The 14,176-nt window shown below is 42.6% G+C and carries 20 protein-coding genes and 1 tRNA gene; 1 reads left to right on the forward strand and 20 read right to left on the reverse strand.

Annotation, left to right across the window (positions count from 1 at the left end):
* Positions 1–137: 137 nt before the first annotated feature.
* The 7 genes from HZA08_00285 to lexA all read right to left on the reverse strand — a co-directional run bounded on the left by HZA08_00285 (position 138) and on the right by lexA (position 3,704).
* Positions 138–344: a hypothetical protein gene (locus tag HZA08_00285; protein MBI5191863.1), complete on the reverse strand. Its 207-nt coding sequence runs from the start codon at positions 342–344 to the stop codon at positions 138–140.
* A gap of 86 nt (positions 345–430) precedes the next feature.
* Positions 431–955 (reverse strand): hypothetical protein, encoded by a 525-nt coding sequence (locus HZA08_00290; protein ID MBI5191864.1) that lies wholly within the window; start codon positions 953–955, stop codon positions 431–433.
* Positions 956–1,010: 55 nt separating this feature from the next.
* A complete protein-coding gene (locus HZA08_00295) occupies positions 1,011–1,961 on the reverse strand; it encodes a site-specific DNA-methyltransferase (GenBank protein MBI5191865.1) in 951 nt (316 codons plus the stop codon).
* 55 nt (positions 1,962–2,016) lie between these two features.
* Entirely contained in the window at positions 2,017–2,166 is a 150-nt protein-coding gene (locus tag HZA08_00300) for a hypothetical protein (protein ID MBI5191866.1), read from the reverse strand.
* 196 nt (positions 2,167–2,362) lie between these two features.
* Positions 2,363–2,515, reverse strand: coding sequence for a hypothetical protein (locus HZA08_00305; GenBank protein ID MBI5191867.1), 153 nt, complete (start codon positions 2,513–2,515; stop codon positions 2,363–2,365).
* A gap of 92 nt (positions 2,516–2,607) precedes the next feature.
* Entirely contained in the window at positions 2,608–2,745 is a 138-nt protein-coding gene (locus HZA08_00310) for a hypothetical protein (protein MBI5191868.1), read from the reverse strand.
* Between the two features lie 377 nt (positions 2,746–3,122).
* The gene (gene lexA, locus HZA08_00315; GenBank protein MBI5191869.1) at positions 3,123–3,704 is read right to left on the reverse strand and encodes a transcriptional repressor LexA; all 582 of its coding nucleotides are present in this window, start codon (positions 3,702–3,704) and stop codon (positions 3,123–3,125) included.
* A 150-nt stretch (positions 3,705–3,854) separates the two neighbouring features.
* Here lexA and truA point away from each other — a divergent pair, with 150 nt between their 5' ends.
* Positions 3,855–4,655, forward strand: coding sequence for a tRNA pseudouridine(38-40) synthase TruA (truA, locus tag HZA08_00320; GenBank protein ID MBI5191870.1), 801 nt, complete (start codon positions 3,855–3,857; stop codon positions 4,653–4,655).
* Positions 4,656–4,685: 30 nt separating this feature from the next.
* Here the strand turns inward: truA and HZA08_00325 are convergent, their stop codons facing one another.
* From HZA08_00325 to HZA08_00385, 13 genes are all read right to left on the reverse strand, one after another.
* A complete protein-coding gene (locus tag HZA08_00325) occupies positions 4,686–5,015 on the reverse strand; it encodes a helix-turn-helix transcriptional regulator (GenBank protein ID MBI5191871.1) in 330 nt (109 codons plus the stop codon).
* 141 nt (positions 5,016–5,156) lie between these two features.
* Positions 5,157–5,933: a 5'/3'-nucleotidase SurE gene (gene surE / locus HZA08_00330; GenBank protein MBI5191872.1), complete on the reverse strand. Its 777-nt coding sequence runs from the start codon at positions 5,931–5,933 to the stop codon at positions 5,157–5,159.
* A gap of 216 nt (positions 5,934–6,149) precedes the next feature.
* Positions 6,150–6,226: transfer RNA gene (locus tag HZA08_00335), tRNA-Pro, on the reverse strand.
* 3 nt (positions 6,227–6,229) lie between these two features.
* Entirely contained in the window at positions 6,230–6,529 is a 300-nt protein-coding gene (locus HZA08_00340; GenBank protein MBI5191873.1) for a MerR family transcriptional regulator, read from the reverse strand.
* 267 nt (positions 6,530–6,796) lie between these two features.
* On the reverse strand, positions 6,797–7,099 hold the full coding sequence (locus tag HZA08_00345) for an integration host factor subunit alpha (protein MBI5191874.1): 303 nt from the start codon (positions 7,097–7,099) through the stop codon (positions 6,797–6,799).
* Positions 7,100–7,238: 139 nt separating this feature from the next.
* Positions 7,239–7,670 (reverse strand): SoxR reducing system RseC family protein, encoded by a 432-nt coding sequence (locus HZA08_00350; GenBank protein ID MBI5191875.1) that lies wholly within the window; start codon positions 7,668–7,670, stop codon positions 7,239–7,241.
* A 91-nt stretch (positions 7,671–7,761) separates the two neighbouring features.
* Positions 7,762–7,947, reverse strand: coding sequence for a hypothetical protein (locus tag HZA08_00355; protein ID MBI5191876.1), 186 nt, complete (start codon positions 7,945–7,947; stop codon positions 7,762–7,764).
* Between the two features lie 65 nt (positions 7,948–8,012).
* Positions 8,013–9,596: a citramalate synthase gene (locus HZA08_00360; GenBank protein MBI5191877.1), complete on the reverse strand. Its 1,584-nt coding sequence runs from the start codon at positions 9,594–9,596 to the stop codon at positions 8,013–8,015.
* A 79-nt stretch (positions 9,597–9,675) separates the two neighbouring features.
* On the reverse strand, positions 9,676–10,893 hold the full coding sequence (locus HZA08_00365) for an aspartate kinase (GenBank protein ID MBI5191878.1): 1,218 nt from the start codon (positions 10,891–10,893) through the stop codon (positions 9,676–9,678).
* 52 nt (positions 10,894–10,945) lie between these two features.
* Positions 10,946–11,347 (reverse strand): endonuclease domain-containing protein, encoded by a 402-nt coding sequence (locus tag HZA08_00370; GenBank protein ID MBI5191879.1) that lies wholly within the window; start codon positions 11,345–11,347, stop codon positions 10,946–10,948.
* 77 nt (positions 11,348–11,424) lie between these two features.
* On the reverse strand, positions 11,425–11,589 hold the full coding sequence (locus tag HZA08_00375) for a hypothetical protein (GenBank protein MBI5191880.1): 165 nt from the start codon (positions 11,587–11,589) through the stop codon (positions 11,425–11,427).
* Between the two features lie 174 nt (positions 11,590–11,763).
* On the reverse strand, positions 11,764–12,996 hold the full coding sequence (locus HZA08_00380) for a cofactor-independent phosphoglycerate mutase (GenBank protein MBI5191881.1): 1,233 nt from the start codon (positions 12,994–12,996) through the stop codon (positions 11,764–11,766).
* 107 nt (positions 12,997–13,103) lie between these two features.
* Positions 13,104–14,159 (reverse strand): threonine synthase, encoded by a 1,056-nt coding sequence (locus HZA08_00385; GenBank protein MBI5191882.1) that lies wholly within the window; start codon positions 14,157–14,159, stop codon positions 13,104–13,106.
* Positions 14,160–14,176: the final 17 nt, after the last annotated feature.

Genomic DNA, 14,176 nt, shown 5'->3' on the forward strand with positions numbered 1-14,176 from the left:
TATAGCCTATCCGGAATTGGAACGCAAGTTTTGTTTAGTAGGTCATTCTAAGCTTTTAAAACTTGGTGAAAAAATTGATGGAATTTCAGGAAGTGCTTTTTTAAGGAGTGCCTTTTTAACCCGTGAACGGTTACGAATTAAACAGGACATAAATTATTACTTTTGGGGATATTTTCATTATCCCCTACAGAAGTCGTAGTCCTGACATAAAACGAAGGAGCGTACGCTTCCCATAAAGATACATACGTACCATCTTCTCTGATAAACCACAACCTTATAACATCACCATCAAGGTATAGATCAAAAAGCCAACCTGAGGCTGTTGTATGGTAACTATTGTTCATGATAGAAGGGGGACAATTGTAGCGAATTGTTTTTTTGTTTGATAAATTTTGATTTCAAAGTGCCACGTGCGTAAGCACATGGGGATCTACTCAAGAGGCATTGTCAGCCCTATTTTTTCCATAGGAATGTAACTGAAATAGTATGAACACCCCACACTAATTATATAGTCCAGCACGTCTCTATATTGCGGTTGCTGAAACCAAATACCAAGAAGATAAATGTATTCAACCTCGACATTGGCCATTGAAAATAGTTTCTGATATTGTTTTTTCTTGAAATCACAGGTTTGCAGTTTTTCATCAACAGAACCTGGAACATGCTGAATTTTGCATTCAATGATGTATAACGTATTTTTTATAATTACATAAATAGAATCGTCAGGTAAAAGTCTTTTTGATATTATTGCTTTCCAGTCAATATTTAATTCTTCAAGGAATTTATACAATCCATATTTTTTGAATATTCTGCCTGCCAGTTTGCCTTTGAAATAGACATTGCCGTCTATCACTTCATATCCCTTTTGTAAATTAAGGAATGTAGCGAGATCTGTTTTGCCTTCAAAAAATAGCCCTGTTTTTGTATTACCGCCGCCAGTTCCACCCTTAATCATAAGAACATTCCTCCTATACGATCGCTATTTGGCGTGATTAAACTCTAAAAGCATTTCAAACTCCGCACAAATACTCCAGAGGCACATCTTTTATAGACGAAGCACTCACAGCATCTTCAATTCTTTTTTTTGAAAGCTGTAAATAGTCACCTTCTAAATCAATGCCTACATATTTTCTGTTTAGCGAAATAGCTGCTATGCCTGTCGTTGAACTCCCACAAAAAGGGTCTAAAACCAAATCGTTTTCTTTTGTAGAAGAAAGAATTATTCTCTTTAAAAGTTCTACTGGTTTCTGGGTAGGATGTTTCCCAAACTTTTTTTCTTCTGCTAACGGCGCTGAAATTTCCCAGACATTTCTCATTTGCTTCCCTTGATTTATCTTTTTCATCAATTGATAATCAAAATGATGTTTAGCCTTTTCATTTTTCGCAGCCCAGAGAACAATCTCCGTCGAATGGGTAAAATACCTACAAGAAAGATTCGGAGGCGCGTTGCGTTTGTACCAAATAATATCATTAAGAATTTTATATCCAAGCTCCTGCATAGCGAAGCCTATGGAGTAAATAATATGAGTTGTGCCGGAAACCCAAATCGTACCGTTAGGTTTCAAGACTCTCTGGCAAGCTCTAAGCCAGTCAAGGGTAAACTCATGATTCTCTTTTACTCCCTTAGATTTATCCCACTTTCCCTTGTTTACAGAAACCATCTTTCCAGCATGGCAGGTAATTCCTCCGTTAGAAAGAAAGTAAGGAGGATCTGCAAAAATCATGTCAACACTGTTTTCCCTTGCCTTATTCAAAATCTCGATGCAATCGCCTTTAAGAAGTTTTAATGAATATTCAGGGTTGTCATAATAAACAGTGAAAGGTCTTTTGCCGTTATTCCCGTATGTGGCTGTTTCTTCTGATATATAAAATTCAACGGGATGTTCAAGGCTATGCCCGATTGACTTATTAAGCAGTACGGTAGTTCTTGCTTTTTTTTTATTGTCTGTTGGTTTTATCATGGTTGTTTTTCATTAAAGGCATTCTAAGGTGAACTAAGATGAAATCAATTGATAATTATTCCTCAAGCATGTCTGCAATAAACTGAATTGCATCAGGGTTTGCCTTGTATTTCCGCAGTAAAACGACAATCTCATTAATTGTCATATACCCGTTTTCAGAAATAACATCATTCTCCGGAATAAACGTTTTGTTTACTGTTAGCATGGTGTTCTCCTTTTGTCTTTCTGTTTGTTTTTCAAATTCCATCTATCCTTTAGATTCCATACTTTTTGCACTAAATGAGTCAACTCAACCAATTAAATAATAACCCTATCTAATACGTATTTGCTTTTCTTCTGATGTTAAAGTAGCAGGATGAGACTATGCTGTCAATAGGAATTTTGCCTGTTGTCAAACTTTGTCAAACCTTGTTGTTGAAAGCAAATAACCTGCGGTTTATCTTTATTTCATTAATTGCTACCTTCTCCCTTACCTCATAAAAGGGATATTTGCTGAACATCTCTTTTCGGTGTTCAAGGGTGGGGATATATTTTGCAGCAACATCTCCTATCATTTCCTACTATCTCCGTTATAGTTTAAGGTTACAAAGATTACAAGTAAAAGACGCCAAATTCTAACATTTAGAAAGAAGCATGTAAACATGCTTCAGTTGCCCCCTTGCATGTTTTTTTCCAGCCTTTTTATCCTCTTCCTGTCTTCAAGTATAATCGCTACAAGCATGGCCTCATAAGGGGTGACCCATAGAGGCGTACGCCTGTGCCTGAACGTGCCTGCGTATGTCAATCCAGCATCTCATCAAGGATGGTCTGGCCTTCCTTTCTGAGTGCCCGGCGGAACTTCTGCCAGCGAAGCCGCTCTTCGTCAAGCAGCATTGTTGGCAGCAATTCTCGGTGAATCATATCTCCCTTGCTAATACGGGACAAGAATGTCCCGCCTATCGCGATAGGCGGGGTTTTCTAACCCCGCTGTAAGAGCATTTGCCCGATATTTCACCGAGAATTGCTGCATTGTTGGTGTGGGAAGGGTTCTACCCATTTAGTACCTCATTTCAAATTTATCCACTTCAAATCCCCCCATCCCCCCTTTTCTAAAGAGGGGTATATGAGTTTCTCTTGCTTCTTACTTCTGACTTCTGCTTACTGCTAACACCTTACTGCTCACTATTTTATCGCCCTGTACAACCCAACAACCTTGCCCAGAATCTCAGGCTGAGGTATATGCCCTTTAAGGGGAATATCTTTATATGCAGGGTTCGCAGGTTCAAGGAAGACATCTTTCCCTTTCTTTCTAAATGTCTTTACTGTTGCCTCGTCACCAATAAGGGCTACAACTATATCTCCTGAATCAGCAGTCTCCTGTTGTTTTACGATAATATAGTCACCATCGAACATGCCTGCACCTGTCATGCTGTCTCCACGCACCCTGAGTGCAAAATGCACTGAACTGCCCACAAACTTAGCATCAAGAGGAAGCGTGCCTTCTATATTCTCAACAGCCAGAACCGGCATCCCGGCTGCAACACGCCCGACCACAGGTATCCCCTCTCCCCTGAAATAGCGGCCATGCAATACCTCAACAGCCCTTCGTTTTCCTGGAGAACATCTCAGATACCCCTTTTTCTCAAGCGCCCTCAGATGGTCTTTAACACCCTTTACTGTAATACCACCCATAGCCTTCGTCATCTCATAAAGCGTCGGGGGATACCCCAATCCGGCCATTGTGGTCTCTATATATGACAACAACTGCTGCTGCCTTAATGTAAGTGCCGTAAGTTTTTAATCCGTCATAAACAAACTATACTATATATAAGTATAGTATGTCAACCCCTGTTTTATATTTTATGTACCTGCTTGCAAAAATATTGAAGTCGGGTTAATCTCTCAACTTCAGTGATGACAAATAATATAAAACTTCTTATTGAGTACGATGGGACGAACTATCACGGCTGGCAGAGGCAGGCAAATCTCCTGACAGTACAGGAGGTGCTTGAAGAGGTACTTGGTCGCATTACAAAACAGACCATTAAGGTAACCGGGGCCTCCCGTACTGATGCGGGCGTACATGCATTAGGACAGTCCGTAAGTTTTAAGAGCAATCTTCAAATAGATGAAACCTCATGGGTAAAGGCCATCAACTCATTGCTCCCCCATGACATAAGGATAAAAAAAGCAGAGTATGTGCCTATGGAATTTAATGCAAGATTCAGTGCAAAGGGAAAGACATACCAGTATGCAATATTGAATGTTGAGCAGATGTCTCCTTTCCTGAGGAACTACGCATGGCACATAAAAAGGCCTCTTGATATATATGCAATGAAGGAGGCTGCAGGGTATCTCTTGGGTACCCATGATTTTTCTTCTTTCAGGTCATCACAGTGCAGTGCCAAATCTCCGGTCAGGACATTGGAGAATATTGAGGTTGCTATGTTAATCCCCCCTCCCTTGACTGGAGGGGAAAAGGGGGAGGGTGAGCTACGAGTATTTCCAGATAATCCCCTTATCCTTCTCACCTTTGAGGCACGTTCATTCCTTCAACACATGGTCAGGAATATTGTGGGGACACTTGTGGAGGTTGGAAGAGGGAGGTTTAAACCTGCAGATGTTAAAAATATTTTAGAGAAAAAAGACCGTCGTCACGCAGGACAGATTGCCCCTTCGCAGGGATTGTTTCTGGTAAAAATAAAGTACGGGTAAGTACCCTCCTTCCGTTAGCCGGGAAAATAATTATTTTTTCTGTGATACAATCTTTGACAGCCTGCCCTTTTCCCTGAGCTGTTCTATCATTACCTCACGCATCAGCTTACATGCCTGAACCACCTTCAGGTTTGAAATCCTGTAATAGATATTCACCCCATCCCTGCGGAAGTTGAGTATACCCTTTGCCTTCATAATAGAAAGGTGCTGGGACAGGTTTGCCGGCCTGATATCCATCTTCTCAGCAATCTCACCCACTGAAAGCTCTTTATCACCAAGAATACTTATAATCTCAAGCCTCTTTGCATTTGCCATAATCTGACAGATACCCGCATGCAGTTCAAAAATATCTTTGTCCATATTTAACACCCTCTGAATAAGTTTCGAAACTATGAAACTACTATACTAATTAAAGATAATGGTGTCAATCATTAGGCTGTTAACAGTACCTTTTGAAGTTTATACTGAAATCAGCGGCGGCGTTTTATTGTTATTATTATATTATATTGGTGTGTTCATGATTTTTTGTGAGAGTGTTGATTCCCAGCACTGAAGTGTCTTTATTGCGTTGAATTCAGTAAGGTCAAGGCGGAGGGGGGTTATTGATACCATGTTTTCTTCGATTGCTGAGAAATCGCTGTCTTCTGTCTTCTCCCATGAGAGTCTGCTCCCGCCGATCCAGTAATATTTCCGGCCCCTCGGATCTACTTTCTCAACTATCGCATTTTTGTCGTATATACGCTTACCCTGACGTGTTATCTTCATCCCTCTTATCTCACTCATATCCAGATTGGGGACATTTACATTAAGTAAGACACCGGCAGGCAATGATTGCTCTTTGACTAATGCGGCAATAATACATGCAATCCGGGCAGATGTCTCAAACTTATAATCTCCCTCTGCAACCTGTGATACAGCAAATGACGGGACTCCGAGTAATGTGCCTTCAAATGCTGCGGACACTGTCCCTGAATATGTAACATCATCTCCAAGATTTGCACCCTTATTTATACCCGATACAACAATATCCGGCTTTGCCGGGAGTATCCCATTGATGGCAAGATTAACACAATCAGTCGGCGTACCGCTTACGCTATAGGTTTTATCAGCAACCTCATCCATTCTCAGAGGCTTGTGTAATGTGAGTGCATGACTTGCCGCAGTCCTCTCCCTGTCAGGAGCAACAATATACACCTCACCAATGACTCTGAGTGCATCAGCAAGTATGTGAAGCCCCTTTGAATGTATACCATCGTCGTTAGAAACTAAAATTAGCATATTTTTAAAAAATCTCCATCCAAAAATCTCTCCGGCGGGGTAAGAAAACCCCGCCTATCCAGATATATATCAAGGATAGGTGGGACATTCTTGTCCCACTCATTTTCATCCTTTGTGAGCCTATGCTCATGAATCTTTCATTTAATCATTTGACATTCATTTGGACTTTGATTTTTGATATTTGGATTTATTTCTCTGTGCCTCTGTGGTTATTATTGGTCGGGGCGAGCCGATTTGAACGGCCGGCCACTCCCACCCCAAGGGAGTGCGCTACCGGGCTGCGCCACGCCCCGAAATTAAGACTTCAATAGATTTAGGACACCTTTTAAATCTTCAATGACCTTCTTAATAACCTTACTGTCTTTACCGGACTGGTCCTGAAGTTTTTTTCTGGCCCCTGCAATAGTAAAGCCCTCTTCATAGAGCATCTTTTTGATATTCAATATCGCATCAATATCTTTTTGCTCGTAAACCCTCTGACCGCCTCTGTTCTTACGGGGAGATAAAAAACGAAATTCTGTTTCCCAGTATCTCAGGACGTAAGACTCAAGTCCTGTAATTTTGCTGACTTCACTTATCTTGTAGAATAGCTTCATGATGGTAAAAGTAGATTAGAAACTACAAGGTCAGGCCCTAAGGTCTGTCATAAAATAACCTATACATTTATGCATCTCATCTTCCGGCCATCTTTGTGTGCTCCTCAATCGCAACCCCTCAGCGTAGATTCTACTACGCCTTCGGGTTTGCTCAATCGGTCGCACTCAAACCTGACCGAAATCTGAGCGCCTAAATGCACAAGTTATTTCATGACAGACCCTAAGTGAATTTTATATAAACTTCATGCCGCTTCCTAACTCTGACCTTTATTCCTCATCAACCGCATCAATCTTTTCACCGTTAATATACTGTTTAAATATATGGCTTGGCCTGAATGTTACAACCCTGCGGGGTGTTATACCAATCTCTTCACCGGTCTTTGGATTGCGCCCCTTTCTCTCACGTTTTTTCCTTATAACAAAATTTCCAAAGCCTGCTATCTTCACTGTCTCACCATGTTTAAGGCTATCCTTCAGAGTATCCAGGATAAGCTCAACAATATCGAGCGCCTCTTTTTTTGAAATCCCAATCTTGTCATACAGCTCACCGGCAATATCTGCTTTCTTCACAAACTATTCCTCCGAAAAACCTAAGCAAATTAACCTAAACTTCCGGTTACTAAGACCCCGAAAATATTATTATAAATAGAAACCAGTGTCACCCCTCCCCTTAATCCCCTCCCGCAAGGGGAGGGAAAAAGTTAGAAAGTCAAGGATGCTTCACTGAAATGATCACAGGATTATATTTACCATCTTTAAGAGCACTTTTATTGTATAACCATATTCCTACATAAAAAATAATCATAAACAATATTCCGGACAGGGCAGCATAAGGGTCTGAACCTGTTACAGCCTTGCCCACGAAACTGCCTATAAAGAAACCGATTAGAGGTACCATATACGCAATAAAAGATGCCGTTAAAAAAGTCTTGGACCTCATTGAAACCTCTACCATTTCCCCAACAGAAGCGCCAAGTTCATTCTTTGCTTCAATAACTACATTTGTATCTGACCCTGACGAGGGCTTGCACAAACTCTTTGATGCACAGCTTCCGCATGATGTCCCGCGAACAGCCCTGACCTTCGCCATCCCGTTATGCACCTCAATCACGATGCCTTCTTCTGTCATTCCTTCCTGCATATTAAAACTCCTTACACCATACCCGAAAATCCCTACGGCGGGGTAAGAAAACCCCGCCTACAGCAATTCTCTGTGAATCATATCTCCATTGCTAATACGGGACAAGAATGTCCCGCCTATCGCGATAGGCGGGGTTTTCTAACCCCGCTGTAAGAGCATTTGCCCGATATTTCACCGAGAATTGCTGACCCCGCCTATCCATTTCTATGAGGATAGGCGGGACATTCTTGTCCCGCTGATTTTCTAACTGCCTGTCATGGTTCGACAGGCTCACCATGGCACCTTGGCTGTCATCCTGAGCTTGTCGAAGGATGACCCGATTTCCGCTTACCTTTATGACTCCTACCCATCATTCATCACCTTATCTTTGAGTAACTTATATTCTATGCTATCCACAAGTGCCAACCAGCTTGCCTCAATGATATTATCTGAAACCCCTACTGTCCCCCACTTTCTCTGTTTATCCCCTGATTCAATCAAGACCCTCACCCTTGAGGCCGTACCTCTCACGCCTGTAAGTACCCTCACCTTATAATCAATTAAGCCGACATCTTTGAGTGATGGATAAAACTTTTCAAGTGCCTTTCTTAGTGCATTATCAAGTGCATTAACAGGGCCATTTCCGACTGCCGCAGTATGCTCAATATCACCGTCTACATTAAGCATTATCGTTGCCTCTGATTCCGTAGATGCCCCTTCTTTTCTCTTCTCCACAATAACCCTGAAGCCTATAAGGTTAAAAAAACTCTTATGAAGGCCAAGCGACCTCTTCATCAGGAGTTCAAATGACCCCTCAGCGCCCTCAAACTGATACCCCTTGTCTTCCATCTCCTTCAATACATTCAGTACATTCTGCAATTTCGGATGGTCTTCCTGTTTAACAATAATACCGTAATCACCGGCCTTCTGAAGAATAGTGCTTATGCCTGAATAGTCCGATACAAGCATCCTCCGGACATTTCCCACGTCACCAGGATTTACATGCTCATAGGTATTTGATTTCTTCCTGACTGCATGAACATGAAGCCCGCCTTTATGTGTAAAGGCGCTGTCCCCTACATAAGGCTGGCGTCTGTTTGGAGGTATATTGGCTATCTCACTTACAAAATGCGATACATTACGCAGATTTCTGAGCTGCTGGTCAGGTATGCAGTCTATATCAAGTTTCAGTTTCAGGTTCGGTATTATTGAACAAAGATTGGCATTCCCGCACCTTTCCCCCAAGCCATTGATCGTCCCCTGAACATGAGATGCCCCTGCCTCCACTGCCATAATTGAATTGGCAACCGCAAGGTCAGAGTCGTTGTGGGCATGTATCCCGTAAGATACCTTTACCTCACGCCTTGTATCTTTAAATATCCTCTTTATATCATCAGGCATGGTCCCGCCGTTGGTATCACAGAGTACAACACAATCCGCCCCGCCTTCGAGAGATGCCTGAAGTGTCTGAATTGCAAATTCCGCATTAGCCTTGAAACCATCGAAGTAATGTTCAGCGTCAAAGAATACATACTTACCTTCTGACTTCAGATATGAAACAGATTCTTTTATCATCTCTAAATTCTTTTTCAGGGTTATGCCGAGTGCCTCTGTTACATGAAAATCCCAGCTCTTACCGACTATTGTAACACAACCGGTCTCTGCCTGCAGAAGTGCAGTAATATTAGGGTCTTTCTTTACATTAGTAGCAGCCTTCTTTGTACTGCCGAAGGCTACTATTTTTGAATTATTAAGATGAAGATTCTTTACCTCTTTGAAGAACCTTGTATCTTTTGGATTTGCACCAGGGAATCCTCCCTCAATATAATGGACACCAAGAGAATCCAGCTTTCCGACAATCCTAAGCTTATCTTCAAGCGTAAAAGAGACATCCTCAGCCTGCGCCCCATCACGGAGGGTTGTATCGTAAATTAGTATTTTTCTCATATATTCTTTTATAGGTTATGGGTAACGGGTTACAGGTAATGAGTAAGAAGTATCCCTTCTTGCTTCTTACCTCTAACTTCTAACTTCTTCCTTCCAGCCCGAACGCTCTATGCAAAGTCCTCACCGCCAACTCAGTATACTTCGCATCTATCACGCAGGAGACTTTTATCTCGGAGGTGCTTATCATCATTATGTTAATGCCCTCGCCTGCAAGGACTGAAAACATTCTTGCAGCGACGCCGGAGTGGGATTTCATTCCAACACCGACAATAGAAACCTTTGCAATATCCTCTTTTAACTCATACTCCTTTGCCCCTATCTCTTCTGTGATAGTTTTCATAATCACATTAGTCTTGTTAATATCAGAGCGGGGGACTGTAAAGGATATATCTGTCAGAGACTCCTGACTGACGTTCTGTATAATCATATCTACATTGATGCTGGCATCTGCCACAGGACCGAATATCTTTGCAGCAATACCCGGCTTATCAGGCACACCGACAATTGTTACCTTTGCCTGATTCCTGTCATAAGTAACACCGGAGACAACGACCTTCTCCATATCTTCATCCTCCTCTGTAAGCAATGTACCGCTTCCATCAACAAACGTGGATACTACGCGGAGCTTTACTCCATGTTTTGCCGCATATTCCACTGACCTGCTCTGCAAAACCTTTGCACCGAGGCTTGCCAGTTCAAGCATCTCTTCATAAGATATCTTGTCCAATTTCCTTGCATCTGAAACTATATTAGGGTCTGCGGTATAAACCCCATCCACATCCGTATATATATCACACAGGTCAGCCTTAATAGCCGCTGCAATCGCAACAGCAGTAAGGTCTGAGCCGCCTCTTCCCAAAGTTGTAACATCTGATGCCTCGCTTATCCCCTGAAAACCTGCTATTACAGGGATTACACCATGCTTAAGCGCCTCGTGTACACGTTCGCCGCTGACACGCTCTATCCTTGCCTTTGTATGAACACTGTCTGTAACAATACCCACCTGGCGGCCTGTAAATGCCTTGGCAGGATACCCTATACTGTTTAAGGCAATCGCAAGAAGTGCTATCGTTACGCGCTCTCCTGATGAAAGGAGTACATCCATCTCTCTATCAGACGGCGTACCTGTTATCTGGTGGGCAAGGGATACCAGCCTGTCGGTCTCACCGCTCATCGCAGAGACAACCACCACAACATCATGCCCTTCATTGCGTGTCCTCGCAACCTTATGAGCAACATTCCTTATCCGCTCAACACTCCCAACCGACGTCCCGCCATATTTCTGTACAATCAACATATAGAAAAGAATCCTCCATGAACACCCACAATATCTTCATATCGCCCACTATTTATAAACTATGGTTCTTAAGATTTTTCTGCGAGTAACTACTTTCCCCTCCCTTGATGGGAGGGGTTAGGGGAGGGTGATTCAAACAATTCTCCCTAATAACTTCTAATACTCCCTCTATGTTTACTAACACTTCATTATTCCAAAATCTTAAAACCTTAAACCCCTGTGAGCTAAACCATTCGTCTCTTTCCTTATCTTTGTCTATTTCTATTGAATGCTGTCCCCCGTCAACTTCTATTATTATTTGTTTTTCATAACAAACAAAATCTACAACATACTTACCAATAGGCTCCTGCCTTCTGAATTTATATCCTTCTAACTGCTTTGCTCTTAAATATTTCCATAATACATTTTCTGTATCAGTTAATCTCTTTCTAAGAGTTTTAGCTATATTATTTATTTTGTTCTTAAATGTCGTAGGCACCCCCACCCTACCCCTCCCCCATCAAGGGGGAGGGAATCTAATAAACATAGTTATTAATCCACCACTTTTGGATGAACTCTTTCGTCATATAATGAAACTCTCCCATCCTCATGGAGAAAAAGAAAAGGCTCTATTGACCACCACCGACGCGCTGGTGGAAGGTTTACTACAGAGGCCATTAATGCCTGCCATATCCTGTTGTCCTTCCATAAACCCATTGGCCTCACCCGACTGAATAGCTCAGAGAAAGATATTATCTCTCCATGTAAAATAGCTTTCCGAATTGCTTCAGGGCAAGACTCCCCCTTAATCCCTTTTCCCATCTTTTTCTCCTTTCCTTTGTCTTCTCCTATCTTGCTTCTTACTTCTGACTTCTTGCTTCTACCTTCTGCTCACTGCTGCCTGTCTAAAAACCTCTCAATCAGCCTCGTCCCATTCTCTACAAAGACCCCGCTGTCAGCCGCATTAAACTCATCATAAGGTCTGTCAGACTTCTCTGTCTCACTGCTGTCATAAAGGATAAATGGTATAGGCTCCGGTGAGTGGGTCTTTAAGGCAACAGGGGTCTTATGGTCACACAGTATCAGTATCTTGAAATCACCCTTGCCCTTCATACCTTCTAAAATCGTCCCGACAACCTTGTCATCAATCTCTTCGATTGCCTTTACCTTGCCGTTGATGTCTCCATTATGTCCGGCCTCATCCGGGGCCTCAACGTGTATGAATATCATGTCCTTATTTTTATCAAACAGCTCTTTCAGTGCATACTCACCTTTTCCCTTATAGTTTGTATCAATGTAACCTGTTGCCCCGGGGACATGTATAATGTCAAACCCAGCATATTTACCTATACCGTTTGTCAGGTCCACTGCTGAAATCATTGAGCCGTTCAGTCCATACTTTACATGAAATGTCTCTAACCGAGGTGCCTTGCCCTGCCCCCAGAACCATATCCCGTTTGCAATCTTATCCCCTCTCTCCTTACGCCGGATATTAACTGGGTGGTACTGCAAAATACCAAGTGCCTTATTCATAATCTCCATCAGGACATCAACCCCGTCACCTGTTGGAAGATAACCCTGAACAGCCTTATCAGTAATATCATGCGGCGGTGTACACATCATCCCAGCCTTACCGTTCTTCCACACGAACAGATGACGGTAACTAACACCGGGGTAAAATTTGAAAGTGTCATTCCCAAGATTTTCATCGAGGAACAATAACAATTCTCTTGACTCATCAGTAGTAATGTGTCCGGCACTGAAATCCGCCATAATCACATCATCCGACAGCCTGTCATTAATATACTTCCCGTTCCTTGTAAGGCTGACCGTATTGCACCTGAATGCAACATCATCCTTCCCCAGAGTTACGCCCATACTTGATGCCTCAAGAGGAGACCTTCCGGTGTAACACTCAGCAGGGTCATAACCAAGAAGACTCATCTGTGTAACATCACTGCCTGGATAAAACCCATCAGGGGTAAGCTTCACAAGCCCAAGGACTCCCTTTCTTGAAAGAGAATCCATGTTAGGTATCCTTGCCGCCTGTAAAGGCGTCTTCCCACCCAACTGCTCTACAGGATTATCCCCCATCCCGTCACCGACTAAGATAATATATTTCATAGTTTCCTTCCCTCTATCATTTTTCCTTCTTTCTTCTTACATCTTACATCTTACATCTTGCTTCTTACTTCTTACTTCTAACTTCTTCCCCTATCTCTTCAATTTAATTAATACCCCAGCACCCTCAACACCTCCCCCTTTTCAGCCTTCACTGTTACAGGCTTTTTGGAAAGGTTAATCGCCATCTCTGTATCTTTAAGGCCATGACCGGTCAGTGTGCAGACAACCCTGTCGCCTTTGGAAAATATGCCCTCTTTATTTTTCTTTATAACACCGGCAATGGATGCGGCGGAGGCGGCCTCGCAGAATACTCCCTCGTGTGAGGCAAGCATCTTGTATGCCTCAAGGATCTCCTCGTCCGTAACCATATTAATCTCACCCTTTGATTCAGATGCAGCGGTTACTGCTGTCTTCCAACTGGCAGGATTACCTATCCTGATGGCAGTTGCAATTGTTGAAGGATTTTCCACAACATGGCCAAGCACTATTGGTGCGGCTCCTGCGGCCTGAAAACCCATCATCTTTGGGAGACCTGAAATCTTCCCCCTTTTATAAAACTCTTTATAACCCATCCAGTAAGCGCTTATATTTCCTGCATTCCCCACCGGCAGAAAGTGATAATCAGGATACCCGTTAATCTGGTCACACACCTCAAACGCAGCCGACATCTGCCCTTCAAGTCTGTAAGGATTTATGGAGTTTACCATTGTAACAGGATATTCAGATGAGATACTCTTTACAATGGTTAAAGCCTCATCAAAATTGCCGTCTACCTGAATAACCACTGCATGATGAATCATGGCCTGTGCCAGCTTTCCCATAGCTATCTTGCCTTCAGGGATAAGGACAAATACCTTAAGTCCTGCACGTGCACCATACGCAGCGGCAGATGCCGAGGTATTCCCTGTTGATGCACAGATAACAGCATTCGCCCCTGCCTCCACGGCCTTTGATATTGCCATCGTCATACCCCGGTCTTTAAAAGAACCGGTTGGATTTGCCCCTTCAAATTTCAGAAAAAGCTCTATATCAGGATTAATCGCCCTTACAAGATTATTGCACGCAATAAATGGTGTATTACCTTCATTCAAGGTTATAACAGGTGTTTTATCTGTTACTGAAAGATACTCCCTGTACTGCTCAATCACTCCACGCCAGCGCATAATGTTCCTTTCTTAAT

The sequence above is a fragment of the Nitrospirota bacterium genome (assembly GCA_016212215.1).
In the GTDB taxonomy this organism is placed as follows: Bacteria; Nitrospirota; 9FT-COMBO-42-15; order HDB-SIOI813; family HDB-SIOI813; genus JACRGV01.

What these genes read in the sequence shown, in the direction of transcription:
- surE (MBI5191872.1), bottom strand. Translation starts at nt 5,933, where the DNA reads ATGCTAATTTTAGTTTCTAACGACGATGGTATACATTCAAAGGGGCTT.
- HZA08_00295 (MBI5191865.1), bottom strand. Translation starts at nt 1,961, where the DNA reads ATGATAAAACCAACAGACAATAAAAAAAAAGCAAGAACTACCGTACTG.
- HZA08_00375 (MBI5191880.1), bottom strand. Translation starts at nt 11,589, where the DNA reads ATGGGTTTATGGAAGGACAACAGGATATGGCAGGCATTAATGGCCTCT.
- HZA08_00380 (MBI5191881.1), bottom strand. Translation starts at nt 12,996, where the DNA reads ATGAAATATATTATCTTAGTCGGTGACGGGATGGGGGATAATCCTGTA.
- HZA08_00365 (MBI5191878.1), bottom strand. Translation starts at nt 10,893, where the DNA reads ATGTTGATTGTACAGAAATATGGCGGGACGTCGGTTGGGAGTGTTGAG.
- HZA08_00350 (MBI5191875.1), bottom strand. Translation starts at nt 7,670, where the DNA reads ATGCAGGAAGGAATGACAGAAGAAGGCATCGTGATTGAGGTGCATAAC.
- HZA08_00355 (MBI5191876.1), bottom strand. Translation starts at nt 7,947, where the DNA reads ATGGTGAGCCTGTCGAACCATGACAGGCAGTTAGAAAATCAGCGGGAC.
- HZA08_00290 (MBI5191864.1), bottom strand. Translation starts at nt 955, where the DNA reads ATGATTAAGGGTGGAACTGGCGGCGGTAATACAAAAACAGGGCTATTT.
- HZA08_00360 (MBI5191877.1), bottom strand. Translation starts at nt 9,596, where the DNA reads ATGAGAAAAATACTAATTTACGATACAACCCTCCGTGATGGGGCGCAG.
- truA (MBI5191870.1), top strand. Translation starts at nt 3,855, where the DNA reads ATGACAAATAATATAAAACTTCTTATTGAGTACGATGGGACGAACTAT.
- HZA08_00300 (MBI5191866.1), bottom strand. Translation starts at nt 2,166, where the DNA reads ATGCTAACAGTAAACAAAACGTTTATTCCGGAGAATGATGTTATTTCT.
- HZA08_00325 (MBI5191871.1), bottom strand. Translation starts at nt 5,015, where the DNA reads ATGGACAAAGATATTTTTGAACTGCATGCGGGTATCTGTCAGATTATG.
- HZA08_00385 (MBI5191882.1), bottom strand. Translation starts at nt 14,159, where the DNA reads ATGCGCTGGCGTGGAGTGATTGAGCAGTACAGGGAGTATCTTTCAGTA.
- HZA08_00340 (MBI5191873.1), bottom strand. Translation starts at nt 6,529, where the DNA reads ATGAAGCTATTCTACAAGATAAGTGAAGTCAGCAAAATTACAGGACTT.
- HZA08_00285 (MBI5191863.1), bottom strand. Translation starts at nt 344, where the DNA reads ATGAACAATAGTTACCATACAACAGCCTCAGGTTGGCTTTTTGATCTA.
- HZA08_00305 (MBI5191867.1), bottom strand. Translation starts at nt 2,515, where the DNA reads ATGATAGGAGATGTTGCTGCAAAATATATCCCCACCCTTGAACACCGA.